Below are 15,113 nucleotides of genomic sequence, written 5' to 3'. Positions count from 1 at the left end.
AATTTTATAATTGGTTATTTGAATCTTTTTTTTCGACAAACTGAACTTTTGTGTCTTTGATTTCTTTTGCTAAAATCAGCTTTTTTGGTTTGGGTTCTAATCCCATAAACAAGGATTCTAACATCGCAGTTGTAGGTTTGTCATGGTTCTTTTCGATGTCTTTTATGATTGCGATTACCGCATTGATTCGCTTCTTAATTTCACTCTCCAATGTTTGCATATTAGGTCCTAAAGTTTCATTTGGCGAAATGCCGTTATCCTCAAAAAAGTCAAGCATTAATAAAAGTGTCATAGATTTTGAAAGTGACATTTTTTTACAGAAGCTATTAAATTTTTTAGCCACCGAAGTTTTAATACTTAGGCTTTCAAACCGCTCTTTTTCATATCCTTTATCCATTTTTCCGTGAAAAATTTGTTGTTTTTATTGGGCTGACAGCTTTTTTCCGTGAAAAACCATGTTACAAATTCTAAAACCAAAACAATCAATCGCCGAAAGGTGTTGATTTTACTAGGGTTTTGAAAAAACTAAAAATCGAAACATCGCGCTAGCGTGTTACCCTCTTGCTATTCCTTTTCGTCCAGCTCGCTGGACAAAAAAAATACCATTACATCCAAAAATGTAATGGCTTTTTAACGATTGCTAATTGTAATTCGATTTTTTAAGAGTGTTATTCTTGAAGTTTAAAAGTATCTTTAAGGAATGGCTCTTTTTGTTGCAGATTACTAAATGGTAGCACAAAAAAAAGACCTCTAAATAATTAAAGGTCCTGGGTTAATAATTCGATTTTAAATATTAAAAACATAGTCATAAGAATATAAATTCCTTAGAGCTTCTTCTTCCAAAAGGGTATCATATTCAATATGATGTTCTTCGGCGTAGTGTTTCAAATCATTTCCAAATTTATGTTCAACATCTTTTTTGGAAACCGAAACCAAACGTTCTTGGGTTTCGTTATCGAGGTTTGTATAATTGAGATATACCATAACGCATATTTTAATATTCGCTTGGAAGCATTAGCGTATTATCTACAAAAAATAATCGCAATTCATCCAAAGGAAAATCGGTTACATTATATCTGTGCGTTTCAAAAATTTTATCATTTCCATCACTATAATTAATGATGGCTTCACATTGTTTTTCAAACTGTTCTTTTTCAGAAAGCCGCTTAAAATCAATAGTAATAAAAGAACTTCTATTTGATAAACTTTTTGCAATTACTGATACATCTGTAATCAACCAAAAGCACTCCGCTTCGTTGGCTAAATATTTCAATCCGTCAGTAAAACGAGTTCCAGTTAATGGAATCTTAAAGAACATTTCTGTACCACAAAAATGTTGCAAATCGGCTTTTATTTTGTTAACTTTATCATTCATTGTTTTTTCTTTTTATAAGTTAATAATGAAAAAGAGAGCGCATCTTTTGGATAGGAACGCTCTCTTTTAATTTTCAATTATTCAGCAGCGTTTTCGCCTTTAATTCCTAAAAGCAAGATTTCATCTACGACCACTTCGGTAACGTATCTTTTTTCTCCCTCTTTGGTTTCATAAGAGCGTGAGGTTAATTTTCCTTCTAGTGCTACTTCTTTTCCTTTGCCTACATATTTTTCTACGATTTCGGCAATTTTTCCCCATGCTACAATATTGTGCCATTGGGTGTTTGTCACTTTTTCTCCCTTAGAATCTTTGTAAGATTCATTGGTTGCGATTGAAAATTTTGCAACTTTCTTTCCGCTTTCAAGGTTTGTGATATCTGGCTCGTTTCCTACGTTGCCAATTAACTGTACTTTGTTTTTTAGAGTACTCATAATTAAAAAATTTAAAGATTAATATTGCCTAACTGAACTATTCAGAAAGGCTTTGTTATTGATTTACTTATTATATCCAGAGCGTTTTCCTTTTTTTGTTTTTTTAACTTTTGTTCCGCTTCCTTTTTATTGATTTTGTAAGATTTCATAAGATTCATTTTAGATTTACTTCCCATAGAGCCGACGCTGTTACCTTCTTTTTGTTGCTTAGTGCTTTCGATATTAAGCTTTGTTTAGACATATAAAAAGAGTGAGGCACGAGCCTGGTTATGCTGTCGTTCAAAGCTGAATGTTGTTATTTTGCTGTCAAAAAAAGGTATGACGGTGTTGGATTACGGAAGTGATTCTAAAGTCTTTGTGAAATACAAAATCATAGGAAGTGGAACAAAATGCAAATATATTTCCCCTTATTTAGCGGACTTGATTCACGCTTTTTACTTGGGAATGAAGAGTTCCTTTCCAGAGCAGCGGAAAGGGTTAACGGAATGAAAAGTCAAAAGTGTGGATTATGTCCAAGACTTATTATAATGAAGCTCTTTTTCTGGAATGTAGTTTTTACGGAATGGAAGGAAATGTGCTGAATGACTTAGGTAAACAAAATGTTGTCAAATATTACTGTTCTTTCTAGGTAAGAGTAATCTTTATTTTTAAATTAGGTGATTCACTTAAATCCAATTAAAATCGAGTCCGAAATATTAGATATAAATCAATTGTATGACCATCTTGTTCTTACTAAAGAAGAAGGTATGGTAATCTATATCTTAGATTCAAGGATTAAAGCAGGTAAGGTTTCTAAATACTTTACTTATTTTGACATTGAGAAGTGCATTAATGAAAGTGCTAAAATAGAAGTTGGCTCTATACCTCAAACAGAAAAAATTGTTAGAAATTTACTTCATTTTTATATTGAAAGACCACCAAATGAAGAATTGAAATTTGCGCTTACCAACTATGCGAAAAAATTTATCGATTTAATCCATAAAAAACTTCATAGTCCACTTAAACATTTTCCACTTAAGAAAACGTTTCAGAAATATGCAGATTTTAAATCTTCGGAAATTGAAACTATAGCTGATTTTGAATTATGGTATGATTTACAATTTCATAATAATAGTAAACAAACCATTATTGACCACCTTGAAGCTTTAAAGGATGTTGTCAATTCATCCATAAGCCGACTTAATGATTTATTGAAAAATGAATCAGAAGACCTTTTGACCATTACAAAAGAATTTACATTAATCTTTGATGAAATTGGGCTAAAGTCAGAGGAAATAAAATATACTCTTCGTTTAGGAAACACTCTAAATATTGAAATTGAAAAAGTCGTTGATTTTTTCTATAAAGAAATAGATGAGTTTAAGCATCCTGAAAATAGTGCAGAACGAGAAAAATTTGAAAAACTAAACGATGACTACAAAAAGGCTTTGCATATAAAAACAGAAGTAACTGATTTTTTCTATGATGTAGATTATCGATTAAAGCAATTGATGGATAAGTCATTATATGCTAATAACCAATTAACAAATCTTCAAAATAGCTTTAGAAACCAATCAAGGATAAGAATAAATTTAAAGAAATTATTGAAATTCACATTAGAGCAAGCTTCGTATTCCAATAAACACATTATCACTTTACCTAAATCCTTTCCAATAAAATCAATACCTATTGAGAGATTTAAATTTATAGAAGTACCTTATTACCACACGTATGGAATTCAGAGAAACGAAATACTACCAGCTCATTACGACAATGAATATGCAAGGTCTGAAAGAGAAAAGGTAGAAAAAGACCTTTTTAGGCAAGAGAGTGCTGCAAAATTACTTAGAGAGTATAAAAGTATTCTCGAAGAGAAAAAAGAACTGAATTTCACAGAGCATTTCTATAAAATTCTAGAACGTGAAAATGATAGTGAAATAGCTTTAAGCGTTGGTTTTGACCTTTTCCAATTTGCAAACAGCAATCCCAGATATCAAATAGAAATTACAAAGGATTTGCCAGAGGCATATTCTGAACAAAAAATATTAGTATGGAACATGAAAATAAACCAAATTCTTTAGAACATCCTTTTAAGTTTTTAGAAAATAATGATGTTAAAGAAAAATTTGCAAACCTTAACATAGAACTTTTAAGTGGCAGACACATACAAAAGGACTCAAATTATTATCTCTACCAGTTATTAAAAAAATATTTTGAAGAACTAAAGTATTACTATGCTAATTTCTATGGTTTAGAGTTAGAAAGAGACTATAAAGACGATATTACATTCTATTTTCTCGATTTTACAGAAGATTCAAAGGGTGCTTTAAGCTCAACGAGAAGACATAAAGAATTATCCAGCTTACAGACCGTAATGGGCATAATGCTATTAAATATGTATTATGACAGGTACTTTGAAAATATTAAGGAAATAACATTTCCAGATATTAAAAAGGAAATTTTATCTGGTGAAAACAATAAGCATTTCAAAAAACTATGGTTTAAAGAAATAAGAGATGAATATTCGCCCAACGAATGGAAGCGTGTGATTACCAATATTAAAAATACTATACGAGATTTTGAAAAATTAGGATGGGTAGAATCTATGACTAAAGACGAGGGTGAAGACATACACTTTAAGCTAAAAGAACCTATTTATCGTTTTCAAAAATTATATGAAAAAGAAATAACCCACATTGATGAATTTATAGAGAACTACTTATTACAAACAAATGATTAAATACCCACGAATATATTCTTTTTCTACAGTTGGAATCATAATGCATTTTAACCAAGATTATTTATTACACCCTATTAGGACAGATTTCACAGGAAAGAACGGAATAGGAAAATCACTTATCGCCGACCTTTTTCAAATTCTTTTTATCTCAGATAAGAAAAAAATAGCGTTTGGTACTGAAAGCTTCAAGAACAATACGCGATTACTTCACACACTTCCTTATAAAACTTCAGACGCTTATATTTTTATTAATATTGAAATAGAAAAAGATAGCTTTATCACTTTAGGCGTTAATATACCCAATAAAAAAAGCAGACCTCTCAAATCATTTTGGATTCTTAATAAAGCTCATGGTATAAATGATAATAATGAATTAAGTGATTTAAGCATTGCTAAAAACAACATACCATTTTTTAAGGATTTTATTCATGATAATAGTATCCCACCAATAGAGACACTTGCCATTAAACTAAGGGATGAAAAGCAAATATATTTAAGAAGCTTTTCAGATAAGAATCAAAAAAATGAACTTTACACTTTCCTATTTGAAAATAGAGTATTACCAATCGACCTTTCTATAGAATCTAATCTTGACGCTTTTGCGAAAGTCATACAGTCGTTCTCAAAAGCAAAAACCTTAGACACAGATAGTGACGATAGCTTAAAGAGCTTTCTTTTTGAAGATAAAACAGACAACCTTAAATCTGAATATGAAAAACATAAAGCAGACTTAGAAAAACTCATTAATGATTACAAAGACCTTGAAGAATTAATTGCCGATATAGAAAATAAACAAGAACGTCTTACCAATTTAAGTTCTTTAAACAGCCTCTACCTCAATTCATTTAAGGAACACCTTTTAGTAGAATTCACGCATACTGAAAATGAAATTTTAAAAAAGAATCAATCATTAAAAGATATAAACACACAACTATTAGAAGAAAATAAACTAATTAAATCATTACAAACTGATAACCCAAAAGTTAAAAAAGCAGCTCTAAAAGCTAAAAAAGAACATGATAATCTTGATAAAACCATAAAGCACTTAAAAGAATACAGCGACATTTTCGCTAAAATAGAAGCATTAAAATCTAAGGTGAATGAATTAGAATGTATTAAGCTGCCTGCGATTGAAAATGAGGCAAAAATCTCTATTGAGAATATCGAAACTTATGAAATTTCGGAAATAAAACGTAGAATATCTCATTTTACAACTGTTTTTGAAGATTATGGTTCTCTTGAAAGCATCGAGTACACCATTGAATCCCAAAAAGAGATACTTGATAATCGTAAAAGTTCACTCAAATCAAATAAAGCAGACATTCGCGAATTGCTTAATCTTCTTTCTAAAAATAAGAAAAACTCTCTTTTTGCTGAACTTTTATCGCAACAGAAAACATTAACTGAAAGTCAAGAGGCAATTCTGCTTGCAATCTTAAAAGGTGTTCATTGGAAGAAACCAAAAGAAATAATCGCCGGCATTAAGTATGTTGAAAGTTTAGCATTTATGGATGAAAAATTTATTGAAAATGATTCTGAAAATGATGGCTACTGGTTTAGTATGGGCGGCATAAAAGAGTTTGTATCATCAACAAAAGACAAACAATTATTTAAAGATAAAGATAAACTGGGGAAAGCACTTTCTAATAAAACAACAAAACTGAACAATCAAGTTAGTGCAATCGACAAAGAACTTTCACATATTGAAGCCTATAATAGAGGCCAAAAATTCGAACCTAAATCAATACAAATTGAATTAAAACTAGACCAAAGGCTAAATGATTTTTCTAAGCTAGCGGATTTAAAACTTTCATTAGGTTTAATTCAAAATCTTGAAGTTAAAAAACAGAGCTTAAATACTCAAATTTCTAATGAGAACAAGCTATTAAAAAAAATAGAGCTAAAAATCAATATTCCTATTGAAAAAAAGAACCTTGCTAATCAACTAGAAAAACTTAAAGAAGAGTTAAAATCTATTGATACAAAAGAGCGAAACTTATCTTCTCAATATAGTTCTGATAAATCTAAATTGGAAGAAAAGTTACGATTTTTACCATCACTCAAAAACCAACCTTTAGATTTAGAAAAATCACTTACAGATTTAGAAAATCAACGAAAAAAGATTGAAACAGACTTTTCCACATATTTTCCAGATTTAGACATCAAGAATATGGATAAAGTAGAATATATAGGTATTGAAAGAAATCCTTTATATACTGAATTTCAATCTAATAAAACCAATTATATAGGTGACTATAAAGCAATTATAAGTTCATTTGAACAAATTAAGAACGACCCTGAAATTAACGAACAAATTACACAAGTAACATATAACTTTGAAATACTAGAGCGCGTCCTTTTAGGTCCAAAAATAAAACATTCAACTAATATTTCTGAAGAGCTTAAACAACTCAATAGTAGTAGATTTAGAATGTTTGGTGCCATCCACGAAACAATGCTAAATATTTTTAAGCAAACCAAAGGAAAGTTTGATGCATACCATGAAACTATAAAAGCATTGAATAAATTTTTTAAAGGAAAGAAAATTAGTGGTAAATATTATTTTCAATTGGAATTTAACAAGCCATCAGATTTTGATATTAACTGGATTAATGATTTACAAGCCACATCCCAACAGGTGCATAGTGCAGGTGAACTTCCTTTTGGTGAATCTGTAGAAAGTTTTGTCGAGAATTTTTTCATGAAAACAACCAGTTTTAATCAAAAAATAAAATTTTCTAATTTGCTTGACCCGAAGACGTATTTTGAGTTAAGGACAAAATTTACTGATGAGTTTGATAATGAAAAATCTGGTGGTAGTACTGGCGAAAGTTATGCAGCGATTGTACTGCTAGGTATAGGTAGGTTGTCCGTAGTTTTAAATGCTGATTTACAAGGACTTCGATTCCTTATTTTAGAAGAGGTTTCAAATTTAGATAATTTGAATTTTAGCACTTTCCCAAATATTGCTGAAGAATTCGGCTATCAGATACTTACAATGACACCACGACCATTTGGCTCAGACACCGAACAAGGTTGGTATTTGCATCATTTAATAGAAGGTGCTGGCGATAAAAACATTAACTACCCTATTCCTAATAGTTATTTTAAAACCAATGAAGGCAGGGAAGATTTAGAAACGTATCTAAAAGCACAATCAAATTAAAAATGAACTGGACTGTATTAAAATCTCTACACCAGCTTTTTTTAGACCGAAAAACTAAAGTTAAGCATTCTCTAAAAGAAGATTCATCCTTTCAACTATTGGTATCTAATAAAGAAATTATAGAAGTGGGTAAAAACTATTTGCCTGGACTTCTTTTTGATTCGTATTATAAAAAACATCATTTAAACCAGTTTCCTATTTATTTTGATTTTTTAAAAACCCATAATCTTTTAAAGAAACGATTTGAAGAAGAGGATATAAAGACTCTAATTGAATTACAATCAAAGAAGCAAAGTGGTAATCTAATACCTAATAGAGAACAATTAATTGAAGCACAAGAAACCGTTAGAGGGTTCTCAACAATGTTTTTTAAAAATGACAAATACTTAGATAAAAAAGACTCATTAATAAAAGCCATTAATCAAATACTTGATATTACACTTGTAGAGAACAAAGACCAACAGTATCTATATATACTTCAATGTAAAAAACCAGAATTAATTGTTCTTTGCGAAAATTTAGACTTTTTAAGAAAAGACAAAATGCCTCGTGAAAATAATTATGAACTTTGGTATGCAGGTGGAAAAAATGTTCCCAAATTAAAATACGCAGATACGAGGGGACTTCCCATTTTTTATTCAGCGGATTGGGATGCAGATGGTTTAGAAATTTATGAGTTAGCCAAAGAAAAAATTCCGGAACTTCAACTTTTATTCCCAACAGCCATATCAAAAAGTATTGTTGATACTGAACATAGTAGTCATTGGAAAAATCAAGATAAACCAGAAGTACTTTCAAATTTAAGTTCTCATTTGTATTCTGAGAAGTACAAAGCAAAGATTAAAAAACTTATAGAGACGAATCATTGGATTATTGAGGAATCAAATGACTTAAAAAAAATGATTCAAAACAGTTTCTCTTGAATATCCAAAACACCATCATCTTTTGACACTTTGTTCTTTTTCAAAATACCCTTAAGCGCTTTTCTTCGCTTATCATAAATCCATAATCTCAGATTTTTTAAGAGTCCTTTTTCATAATCCGAAAGTTCTTTTGGTGCTATTTCAGTCATAGCTTCTAATTGGTCTTTACTTTTGTTCTGCATTGCATATTGAAGTCCTAGCCATGTGTAAATGTTTGCCCATTCTGTTTGCATGGGTGCTTCATAAGTTCTTGGCATCATGTAGGCTAAAGTCTCTGTAAGTGATGCCGTTTTATCTCCAGTCATTGAACAAATTATTCGTGATAATTTGATTCTACTAAGAATGTCTTTTGGTATGGTATCTTGCCATGCGGATTTAAAAACAATGATTGGACTGGCAAGGCAATCCATGAAATCGAAAACGAAATCACTCTTATCCTTTTTAGTTGGTTTTACTACTTTTTCTTTTGCTAATATTGGGTTACATTCAAAACCGAAATCGAACTGAACTACTTTTAAATTTTCCATGATGTGAGATTTTAAATTAAACGCTATCTAATAGTACTTGATAATTTGTAGGATGCTTATCTCTGTAATAAGCTAAATGACTTTCTCCACTATCAACATCATAATTTTCAATACTTAATTGATAATGTTCTTCTGCTTCTTGTAATGACATGTTGGATTTTTCAGATACTTGTTTCATAATTCTAAGATTTTTTGATTAAACAATATTTGAGTAGTACCTAAACGGAAGCTAAAATCACAGCTCAAAAGGAAACGGAATAAATAAGCATTGGATGATGCGTAGGCTTTATGCCGTAGTCTTTTGATGGGTGTATTTTACGAGTTTACCTTTGCGCTGATATTGATTGAATACTTTCTACTTACCCTTTTTTATGAAGGGCTATATAAAAAAATAAGAGCCAGCACGAATGCTGACCCTTACTTCCAACAACAAAAGCTAAACGTTTAATTCCTGAATTTTCTTTTCAAGATTTCCTACTCGCTCTTTCAAACGTGCTTCACGCTTTTTTCTCTCTTCTACATATCCCTTTTCAATATTGGCAATTTTAGATTTATAATACCCTTGCATCGCATTGTAGAATGAAATGTTTGTTAAGCTATTAACGTGATTGCTTTCGCCAAAATGTACTTGCTTGGTAAGGATGTACCTAATCAACTTATAGAAAGTTTCTTTTTTGAAATTCTTTTTGAAGTTCTCGACAGTTTCAACATCAGTCTTCTTGGATGTGTTACCCAATAATTTTGAAAAGTGTTTTTGTCGACCTATATAGTCCACATTATTTTCATATAAGGTTAACGAGAAAGCCACCATTTCATCTACCGAAAGTGATTTCTTCTTGTCAATATAATCGGTTTGACGAATCATCTGAACCATATCCTCAAATTCCTTATTGTGCTCGATATGTCTCTTACGGGTTTCTCTTTCGTTAACTTTAACAATTTGCTCTTCAGGCGAACACTCTGCCATTTTTCTATTTGCCAACGGTTCTGAATATGTAGAATTTTCGGTTTTTGAATCTTCTACTATCTTCACAAAAATTGCTTTGTGTACATACGTTTTCGGATGAAACATAATGCCATTTACAAATCCATTTTCTTTTGCAGAATTATATGTTTTCAATTCTTCCTCGTAATTCTGAATAGCTTCTTCAAGTTCAACTTTCAGCTCATCTTCAGAATAGTCGTAATGTTGGTATTCTGTCTTAATTGCTTCTATTGTAGGCTCAATCGGCTCTTCAATTATTTCAACATCATCCAGAAGGTAAACCTTCAATCCCTTTTTTGCCAATTGCGATATAATGAGCTGGTTATTGTCGTCATTTGCCCAGTATTTGCGAATTTCAGGAATCAACAACACATTCTCTTTCTTCGATTTTTCAATCAAGTTCAAAAACGACTTGCTTTTCTTCGTTTCATAACAAGCTGATTTTGTGCACACCATTTTACCATCGCCAAACAAATTACCTTGATTTGCTGCGTTGAACGGACATGTTGTACAAGCACCAACTTTAGTAATCAATTTTTCATCGTCCACATCGAAAGGTGCTTTCTCCAAATCATAAGTCTGATTTTTAATCATCTGATTAATTTGATGTGCATTAAAATCTTCGCCCATTGTTTCCAGCATCATCTGCTGTTCCTCTGGCTCGAAAAGTGCAACACCTACTCCTAACGAAATAGTCATTTCTCCATTACGAACAAAGCCTTTAAAACCCTCTATTAGACCTGCCAATTTTAAACGTTGTCTTACAAAGTTTTCTGTTCTTCCCAACCGTTTTGAAATCTCCGTTGGCGAATATTTTTCGCTTAGGAATGCTACCGCTTCGGCTTCTTCGGTAGGTGCAACATCCTGTCTTTGCAGGTTTTCGATAATTTGAATTTCCAGAACATCATTATTATCATATTCTCTAACGATACTCGGAATTGTTTTCTTTTTCGCCAATTTACTTGCACGATACCTGCGCTCTCCCATTACAATGACGTAATCTTTTCCAGATTTTCGAACGGTAATAGGTTGCAGAACACCATGTTCCTCGATACTTTCGGACAGTTGCCTAAGAGCTTCCTCGTTAAAGGTTTTTCTTGGTTGCATTGGGTCTGGAATAATTCTTCCGACACCTAGTTCTTGAACTTGAAGTCCAATGGCACTTTGAGTCAATTTTTTCTTGACTTCATTTTTAACGGTGGCTGATGCCTTTCCGTTTTTACTTGCAGTACTCGCTTTTGTTGTCATAATACTTAAATTTTAGATTAAACAATATTTTTGCAGAACCCAAATGGAAGACAAAATTTCTGCTCAAAAGGAAACGGAATAAATGAGTTGTGGGCGAAACGTTGGCTTTATGCCGTAGTCTTTTGATGATAATATTTTGCGAGTTTATCTTTGTACCAATATTGATATAGATATCTCTCCTTCTTTTAAGCGGACGCTATTTCAAAATTTTATATAAGGAATGTAGTGTTCCTGCTCCCGAAGTTTCGGGATTAGGCAGGATCAAGCGAAGTAGAAATCTGAAATTTTGGAATTGTGTCCAAGAACTCTGTTAGTGAAGCTCTTTTCTCGGAATGAAGTTTTTACGGAATTTAGAGGAATGTGCTGAGTGGATTTTAATTAAAAGGTTCAATATTTCTTATTTCATCTTTTATTCCCTGTTCTTGATAAGGCGAAACCATATTTAGCTGCACAACATCCCTTTTAACTTTCCAAATTAATTCTGCTGCAAATGCTAATGTCAGCTGAACAGATTCTAAAGGATTTTCATGCCTGTCATCTTCCCATTGCACTCTATGTTCTGCATTCTCTTGTTGCGTTAAATCAATTACAGATGCATAAATTTTCTTATCTTCATTGATAGGTTGACCAAGTTGTAAAAAATCAATAGTCTCTTGGCTTAGTGTATTATGTTTCATTATTGGTAAATCAGATTTAGGAATTACAAATAATACATCTCTAAAAAATCTTGATGGTAGGTTAATAATATCTGCTAAATAACTAGCGCTATTTTGAATGCTATGGCTAACAAAATTAACTCCAACTATTATATGAGTTGCCTTTTTATATTTCAATTGTTTAAGAGCCTCTCCTACATCATTTCTTTCAATTAAATAACGACGCGTTCTAGCAGTAAGAAGAGAATTTGGAATATATCTATTAAGTTCTTCAGATACTACAAGCTCGCCAAAAATAGTATCAGAATTCATGTGTGGAATATCGCCATCTGTAAATGCTTGCTTCTGCATTAACCTTTTAGTACCTTGAAGACCTATTCTAAGTATATCCGTTTCTGTTGTCGTAAAATCTGTGCTATTTTGAATCGGCTTATAAACATCAAATGCATCTGAAATCAATTTTACAGAGTTCGTTTTAAAATTAATAATCTTTTGAGGACTTAGCTCCGCAGAAAAGCGTCTAGCAACTATAGCATCTTCTATTCTCTGTTTTAATTCAATTTTGAATGAATCAAATGTTATTCTAAGCTCATCTGTAATAGTATAACCTAAAATATTTAAAAGCTCTTGCTCTTCCAAAACCTTATCTAAGCAAAACTCAAAATAGTCCATTGTGCCTTTCCATCTTAATAATTCTACAACAGTATCAGGCATTCTTGGTTGGTCTGTACTTCCGCTATTGGTATAATTAATTTGAACAAAATATTGTCTAATGAACAATAGAGAAATGTATTTACATATCCAAAATGTTATTTGCCTAGATATGCCTAAATTATCAACTTCTGGAAATCGATATTTGAAATCAACAGGTGTTCTGTCTTGTATATAACCATCTTTGAAATAAGCAAACCAATAAAACACCTCGTACATTGAGTTGGGTAATAAATAATATTGTGCAGGTTGACTTGTGGTGTAATTCAAAATTCGCTGTAACCCTTTATTATTGTCTTTGTAAAGTAGTAGTCCGCCAAGTACAATATGAAACTCGAAAAATTCAATTTTCTCTTTTTTTCTAAAATCAATAGCTTCCTGATTATTAAAAACTTTGGTATCTACATTATAGTCCCCTTGGATATTTTCCAATCTCATACTATAATATTGATGTGCAGTTCCCCAATGCCTAGCAATTAATTTGGCTGAATCAGAAATCATGGTAATATTTCCCCACATCCAAGAATAGGTCTCAGATGATATAGGGATTTCTTTAAAATCCTGACCAAGAAGCCACCAGTTAGAGATTGAATTTAATGTTACTACATCAAGTTCTTCTCTTGATTTTCTGAGTTGTTTCTTTATGATATTTCTATTAATAAGATAAAAGTCAATTGGGTATTCTATAGGTTTATCCGATGGATGTTTATCTCTCATCTCTAAAAACTCCTGAGTATAGAAACTGCTCAACGTTTCAAGTAAATGCTCATCTTCATTTTCTACTGCAAATGTTGTAAATTCATTTATTGTTTTTAATAAGTAGGTTTTATAAACGCTATCTGTTTTTTTAGATTTATATTTTGATATTAATCGAGTTAAAAGTCTAGTAGGTTTACCTATATACAAAGCAACCTTATCCACCCATATTATTAATGATATTAGAAGTGAAGCAGTCAATAAGAATACAACTAGCTTATTTGTGTCCGCTAAAAACGGAAACCAAGGTTCAAATTCAAAAACTAAAAATAGAAATGAAAAAAAAGCAGCAAATAGTAACCACTCAAAGTAAGTGACAGGTCTTGAACGAAGCCAAAGTTTAGGTCCTAAACTTATCTGTGGAAATTCATGTTCGAATACTCGTGACAAGTAATTTGATTTGTACTTACTCCCAATATTTGAGATTTTATCCAGGGTAATAGGATATGCCAAACCAATAATTGCAATATCAATTGCTACACATATTTCAATAATATAATTAAATTCCATCTTCAAAGCGGATTAAGTAATTTTTCAAACCCTACAAGTTAAAAAATATTACCATCCGTTCTATTGAAAATTGAAACAAATCTTTTTTAAACCTTATTTTAGAGAGATTCATTCATCAAAACGTAATCACAACACCTGCCATATTATATCCTGAATGAGAAAAAAAAGTGAAATCGGTATTAAATCGTGGCTCGATAATTTCGCCAGTAACATCACGTTTTATTTCTTTTTTGATTCTACGGTTTGCTGCATTTTTACCAATTACGTAACCCATTAAAATAGCAAATGGATAATCTGATGCCCAATGCACCCTTGTACTCATCATTTGAAAAGCCATAATGCCTGCTACAGAATAACCTACTGGTTTAAGCCATTTTACGTCTGGATAATTAGTTGCTATAACAGTTAGTGTTGCTATGTAAGTGGTCATATGACCGGATGGCATAGCATCGTAATTTGGTGTGTTGGTTTGGTAGGCCTTAAAGCTTGGAAATGGTGTCCAATGTCCTCCTGGGTTTCCGCTTTCAATTGCTGCACTTGGGCTTTGTCTACCTGTTATTCTCTTAATTATTTGCGTGCTTACACCAGAGGAAATAAGTACTTCCATTAATTCGCTCGATGTATTTAAGGCACGATAATCATTATTTATTTTTCCTGCAATGTAAAAACCACCACTAAGCAGTATTGGTGTTAATCCATTTCCGATATAATAAATTGTTCCATTAATATCTTTTGGAAGTACCTCTATACCTAAAAGTCTGGTGTAACTTACATCTTCTGCTAAACCTAGTGGTTCGCCTAATTCTTGTACGTTGTCCAATAATTTTTGGTCAAAAGGTAATAAGGCTAATGTGCCACCAACTGCCATACTTGTCCATAACAGGTTTTCTTTTTGAACGGTGTATTTACCGAATTCGTAAATATCCTTAGGGACATGTCGAAACATATCGAAAAATTTAGGTTCTGTATAAGTATAGCTTGTTCCATTCTTCATTTCGAAGGTTTGGAAATCTTCAATCTGTTGAGCGTTATTTGTTGTTGATATTAAGAAACTTCCAATTATTAAAGTAAATTTAATTAAGTTATTGTAATTCATATTAAAAATT

General features: G+C 31.5%; 13 protein-coding genes. 4 read left to right on the top strand and 9 right to left on the bottom strand.

Translation table 11 applies throughout. The features are described from left to right. Positions 1-4 precede the first annotated feature (4 nt). From DFQ06_RS16060 to DFQ06_RS16045, 4 genes are all read right to left on the bottom strand, one after another. Entirely contained in the window at positions 5-397 is a 393-nt protein-coding gene (locus tag DFQ06_RS16060) for a BfmA/BtgA family mobilization protein (RefSeq protein ID WP_133968869.1), read from the bottom strand. 389 nt (positions 398-786) lie between these two features. Then, on the bottom strand, positions 787-984 hold the full coding sequence (locus tag DFQ06_RS16055) for a hypothetical protein (protein WP_133968868.1): 198 nt from the start codon (positions 982-984) through the stop codon (positions 787-789). 10 nt (positions 985-994) lie between these two features. Then, complete coding sequence (locus tag DFQ06_RS16050; RefSeq protein WP_133968866.1) at positions 995-1,375, bottom strand: DUF6876 family protein; 381 nt, start codon at positions 1,373-1,375, stop codon at positions 995-997. Positions 1,376-1,452: 77 nt separating this feature from the next. After that, positions 1,453-1,806 carry a single-stranded DNA-binding protein gene (locus DFQ06_RS16045; protein ID WP_133968864.1) on the bottom strand — a complete coding sequence of 118 codons (354 nt, stop codon included), beginning with the start codon at positions 1,804-1,806 and terminating at the stop codon, positions 1,453-1,455. 656 nt (positions 1,807-2,462) lie between these two features. On the opposite strand from DFQ06_RS16045, the gene DFQ06_RS16040 reads away from it, so the two are divergent. From DFQ06_RS16040 to DFQ06_RS16025, 4 genes are read left to right on the top strand one after another with little or no spacing between them, the layout of a single operon-like run. Then, entirely contained in the window at positions 2,463-3,866 is a 1,404-nt protein-coding gene (locus DFQ06_RS16040; RefSeq protein ID WP_133968862.1) for a hypothetical protein, read from the top strand. Then, positions 3,836-4,525: a chromosome partition protein MukE gene (locus DFQ06_RS16035; protein WP_133968860.1), complete on the top strand. Its 690-nt coding sequence runs from the start codon at positions 3,836-3,838 to the stop codon at positions 4,523-4,525. The genes DFQ06_RS16040 and DFQ06_RS16035 overlap by 31 nt, the downstream gene beginning before the upstream one ends. Further along, a complete protein-coding gene (locus tag DFQ06_RS16030; RefSeq protein ID WP_133968858.1) occupies positions 4,518-7,691 on the top strand; it encodes a coiled-coil domain-containing protein in 3,174 nt (1,057 codons plus the stop codon). The genes DFQ06_RS16035 and DFQ06_RS16030 overlap by 8 nt, the downstream gene beginning before the upstream one ends. 2 nt (positions 7,692-7,693) lie before the next feature. Continuing rightward, the gene (locus DFQ06_RS16025; protein ID WP_133968856.1) at positions 7,694-8,614 is read left to right on the top strand and encodes a hypothetical protein; all 921 of its coding nucleotides are present in this window, start codon (positions 7,694-7,696) and stop codon (positions 8,612-8,614) included. Here the strand turns inward: DFQ06_RS16025 and DFQ06_RS16020 are convergent. The 5 genes from DFQ06_RS16020 to DFQ06_RS16005 form a co-directional block, all read right to left on the bottom strand. After that, positions 8,596-9,141 carry a hypothetical protein gene (locus DFQ06_RS16020; protein ID WP_133968854.1) on the bottom strand — a complete coding sequence of 182 codons (546 nt, stop codon included), beginning with the start codon at positions 9,139-9,141 and terminating at the stop codon, positions 8,596-8,598. The two genes, DFQ06_RS16025 and DFQ06_RS16020, sit on opposite strands and share 19 nt — an antisense overlap. Before the next feature lie 16 nt (positions 9,142-9,157). After that, complete coding sequence (locus DFQ06_RS19455; protein ID WP_159140097.1) at positions 9,158-9,319, bottom strand: hypothetical protein; 162 nt, start codon at positions 9,317-9,319, stop codon at positions 9,158-9,160. 258 nt (positions 9,320-9,577) lie between these two features. Next, the gene (locus tag DFQ06_RS16015; RefSeq protein WP_133968852.1) at positions 9,578-11,374 is read right to left on the bottom strand and encodes a ParB/RepB/Spo0J family partition protein; all 1,797 of its coding nucleotides are present in this window, start codon (positions 11,372-11,374) and stop codon (positions 9,578-9,580) included. Positions 11,375-11,748: 374 nt separating this feature from the next. Then, positions 11,749-14,007 carry a hypothetical protein gene (locus DFQ06_RS16010; protein ID WP_133968850.1) on the bottom strand — a complete coding sequence of 753 codons (2,259 nt, stop codon included), beginning with the start codon at positions 14,005-14,007 and terminating at the stop codon, positions 11,749-11,751. A 115-nt stretch (positions 14,008-14,122) separates the two neighbouring features. Further along, positions 14,123-15,103, bottom strand: a complete 981-nt coding sequence (locus DFQ06_RS16005; protein ID WP_133968848.1) for a phosphatase PAP2 family protein — start codon at positions 15,101-15,103, stop codon at positions 14,123-14,125. Positions 15,104-15,113 lie beyond the last annotated feature (10 nt).

The organism is Algibacter lectus (genome assembly GCF_004368925.1).
GTDB lineage: Bacteria > Bacteroidota > Bacteroidia > Flavobacteriales > Flavobacteriaceae > Algibacter > Algibacter lectus.
The sequence above is the reverse complement of the archived record's forward strand: the minus strand, read 5'-3'. Positions and strand labels throughout refer to the sequence as shown.

Excerpts from the sequence above, each read along its gene's own strand:
- DFQ06_RS16060 (WP_133968869.1), bottom strand. The coding sequence starts at position 397 with ATGGATAAAGGATATGAAAAAGAGCGGTTTGAAAGCCTAAGTATTAAA.
- DFQ06_RS16055 (WP_133968868.1), bottom strand. The coding sequence starts at position 984 with ATGGTATATCTCAATTATACAAACCTCGATAACGAAACCCAAGAACGT.
- DFQ06_RS16050 (WP_133968866.1), bottom strand. The coding sequence starts at position 1,375 with ATGAATGATAAAGTTAACAAAATAAAAGCCGATTTGCAACATTTTTGT.
- DFQ06_RS16045 (WP_133968864.1), bottom strand. The coding sequence starts at position 1,806 with ATGAGTACTCTAAAAAACAAAGTACAGTTAATTGGCAACGTAGGAAAC.
- DFQ06_RS16035 (WP_133968860.1), top strand. The coding sequence starts at position 3,836 with ATGGAACATGAAAATAAACCAAATTCTTTAGAACATCCTTTTAAGTTT.
- DFQ06_RS16030 (WP_133968858.1), top strand. The coding sequence starts at position 4,518 with ATGATTAAATACCCACGAATATATTCTTTTTCTACAGTTGGAATCATA.
- DFQ06_RS16025 (WP_133968856.1), top strand. The coding sequence starts at position 7,694 with ATGAACTGGACTGTATTAAAATCTCTACACCAGCTTTTTTTAGACCGA.
- DFQ06_RS16020 (WP_133968854.1), bottom strand. The coding sequence starts at position 9,141 with ATGGAAAATTTAAAAGTAGTTCAGTTCGATTTCGGTTTTGAATGTAAC.
- DFQ06_RS19455 (WP_159140097.1), bottom strand. The coding sequence starts at position 9,319 with ATGAAACAAGTATCTGAAAAATCCAACATGTCATTACAAGAAGCAGAA.
- DFQ06_RS16015 (WP_133968852.1), bottom strand. The coding sequence starts at position 11,374 with ATGACAACAAAAGCGAGTACTGCAAGTAAAAACGGAAAGGCATCAGCC.
- DFQ06_RS16010 (WP_133968850.1), bottom strand. The coding sequence starts at position 14,007 with ATGGAATTTAATTATATTATTGAAATATGTGTAGCAATTGATATTGCA.
- DFQ06_RS16005 (WP_133968848.1), bottom strand. The coding sequence starts at position 15,103 with ATGAATTACAATAACTTAATTAAATTTACTTTAATAATTGGAAGTTTC.